Here is a 2,424-nt window from a genome sequence, read left to right as displayed (position 1 = left end):
CCGCGCTGCGTGCCAGCCTGGCCACCCATGAGGCCCAGGGCCGCACCGTGACCCTGCTGGCCAACAGCAGCGGCGTGCGGGCCCTGTTCGCCGTGGCCGACCCGCTGCGGCCTCAGGCCCGCGAGGCCGTGGCACGCCTGCAGGCCCTGGGCGTGCAGCCCGTGGTGCTCAGCGGCGACAACACGGCCACCGTGCGCTCCATCGCTGCCGAAGCCGGCATCCAGGACGCACGCGGCGGCCTGCTGCCCCAGGACAAGCTCGACGCACTGGCCGAGCTGCAACGCACCCGCGGCCCCACCGCCATGACGGGCGACGGCATCAACGACGCACCGGCACTGGCCCAGGCCGACATCGGCTTTGCCATGGGCGGCATGCACAGCACGGGCATGGCCATGGAAACCGCCGACGTGGTGCTGATGAACGACGACCTGCGCCGCCTGCCCGAAGTGGTGGAACTGTCGCGCAGCGCCCACGCCGTGCTCTGGCAGAACATCGCCCTGTCGTTGGGCGTCAAGCTGGTGTTCTTCGCGCTGGCCCTGGCCGGCAACGCCAGCATGTGGCTGGCCGTGCTGGCGGACATGGGCGTGAGCCTGCTGGTGGTCGGCAACGGCCTGCGGCTGCGCCGCTGGGGCAGCGACAGGGAGGCGGCATGACCGACGCCCAGCGCCGCGCCGCCTTCACCCACCTGCTGCACAGCTTCCGTTCAAGCCAGGACCAGGCGCCCGCACAGCGCTGGCTGCTGCTGGAGGCCAGCCATGTGCTGGGCCAGCAGCTGCTGGGCCTGCACTGGCGATCCCACTGCTGGATGCTGCGCCACGCGCTGCAGCTGCGCGACGGCAGGGAGGTCGCCGGCCAGCTGCTGCGCCTGGCCCTGGTGCCCGCAGGCCATCTGCTGGACCGGCTGCCGCGCGGCAACACCGGCCGCACCACGGTGCCGGCCACCCTGCCCATGGACATGCCACCCGCCATATCGGCGCTGATCGCCGAGGCACTGCGCACCACGCGCCGCCCGCCCGGGCAGAGGGCCCGCACCTGAGGAACTTCGCGGCACCGTCCGGTATCATCCATGCCTATGCGTCGCCCCTTGTCCATTGTCCTGGTCTTGCTGCTGGTCCTTCGTGGCCTGCTGGGCGACGCCATGGCCATGGGGGCTGCGCCCGTCATGTCGGCCCTGGCGCCGGCTGCCGCATCTGCGCCAGCGTTGGATCCGGCGTCGGCACTCCACCACCATGCGCCCGAAATCGCGCGGGAAGTCGCGCTGGAAATCACGCAATCGCCGGACAGCCCCGAGCAGCATCACGCGGCGCACGCCGCAGACCACGGCCCGGATCACGCATCACACGCCGAGCACAGTGCAGGCTGCGCTCCCCAGGCGGGCGGCAGCTGCGGCGAACATGAACATGGGCCCAGCTGCACCCTGTGCGGCATCTGCCATTCGGCCCTTTTCACCCCTGGCCAGATCGGTTCGGACGGCGCTGCGCCGTCCGCCGCACTGCGCCCCCAAGGCAGCACGCGCTTTGCCAGCGCGGCCAAGCTGCAGGCCATCAAGCCACCCATTTCCTGAAGCCTGACGCCCGAAGTGCGTCCGCGCCATCCCTGCCGCCCGTCCATGGGCAGCCCGTTCTCGGGCATGGCAGGGCGCTTGGCTGCGGATGCGTCACCCGTTACGCATTCAGGAGATCACCATGCGCCGCGCGCATTTTCTCGCCCCCCTCATCCCCCTCATCCATTTCGGGCTGGCGGCCCTTGCCGTCTCCAGCCCCGCGGCCTGGGCCCAGGTCCATGACGGCAAGCATCCGCCGGCCTCTTCGTCCGCAGGCCTGACCGGCGCCATCGATCCGGCAGCCGCCAGCCTGCCCCTGCGCCATGCGGCCCTGCCGCCCAGCGGCGCCGTGGAAACCGAACTGACCGACTGGCGCCAGGCCAATGCCGCCGTGGCCGAGTTTCCCAACGGCCATGTGGACATCCTGCGCTGGGAGGCGGCCCAGGCCGGCCGATCCACGCCTGCGCCGTCCCCGCACGGCTCTCACATGCAGCACGGAGGCCGGCCATGAAGCGCACCGTCTTCGCCCCCACCCGGCTGGTCGGCGCCATGGCTGCCGTGCTGGCCCTGGCCGGCTGCGCCAGCATCTCGCCCGACGGCCTGCGCGGCGCGGTTCAGTCCCATACCGCCAGCCGCCTGCCGGACGGCGCCCAGCTGCCGCCAACCGATCTGCAGGCCCGCGACGCGGCGCAGCAGCGCATCGACGAGTGGCTGCGCCAGCCGCTGGACATGGACCAGTCCGTGCGCATCGCACTGCTCAACAATCCCGGCCTGCAGGCGCGCCTGGCGCAACTGGGCGTGCAGGATGCAGACCGCGTGCAGGCCCTGACGCTGCCCAACCCCACGCTGACCCTGGGCCGCATGGTCAGCAGCGACGAGCG

4 protein-coding genes and 1 pseudogene are annotated in these 2,424 nt (G+C 72.0%); all 5 read left to right on the top strand.

Annotation, left to right across the window (positions count from 1 at the left end):
* The coding region (locus L995_RS30190) for an HAD-IC family P-type ATPase (protein ID WP_047475140.1) at window positions 1–653 on the top strand (653 nt) is incomplete at its 5' end.
* Window positions 650–1,036: a DUF3703 domain-containing protein gene (locus L995_RS30185; protein ID WP_016449914.1), complete on the top strand. Its 387-nt coding sequence runs from the start codon at window positions 650–652 to the stop codon at window positions 1,034–1,036. The genes L995_RS30190 and L995_RS30185, both read left to right, overlap by 4 nt.
* A gap of 48 nt (window positions 1,037–1,084) precedes the next feature.
* Window positions 1,085–1,564, top strand: coding sequence for a hypothetical protein (locus L995_RS30180; RefSeq protein WP_231574568.1), 480 nt, complete (start codon window positions 1,085–1,087; stop codon window positions 1,562–1,564).
* Window positions 1,565–1,685: 121 nt separating this feature from the next.
* Entirely contained in the window at window positions 1,686–2,054 is a 369-nt protein-coding gene (locus L995_RS30175; RefSeq protein WP_047475138.1) for a hypothetical protein, read from the top strand.
* Window positions 2,051–2,424, top strand: a pseudogene (locus L995_RS30170) (TolC family protein); the annotation flags it as partial. The gene L995_RS30175 and the pseudogene L995_RS30170, both read left to right, overlap by 4 nt.

Source organism: Delftia sp. ZNC0008, assembly GCF_000799035.1.
Taxonomy (GTDB): Bacteria; Pseudomonadota; Gammaproteobacteria; order Burkholderiales; family Burkholderiaceae_C; genus Comamonas; species Comamonas tsuruhatensis.
The sequence above is the reverse complement of the archived record's forward strand: the minus strand, read 5'-3'. Positions and strand labels throughout refer to the sequence as shown.

Bases quoted from the DNA above. Each gene is read 5' to 3' on its own strand.
- L995_RS30185 (WP_016449914.1), top strand. From the start codon at position 650: ATGACCGACGCCCAGCGCCGCGCCGCCTTCACCCACCTGCTGCACAGC.
- L995_RS30175 (WP_047475138.1), top strand. From the start codon at position 1,686: ATGCGCCGCGCGCATTTTCTCGCCCCCCTCATCCCCCTCATCCATTTC.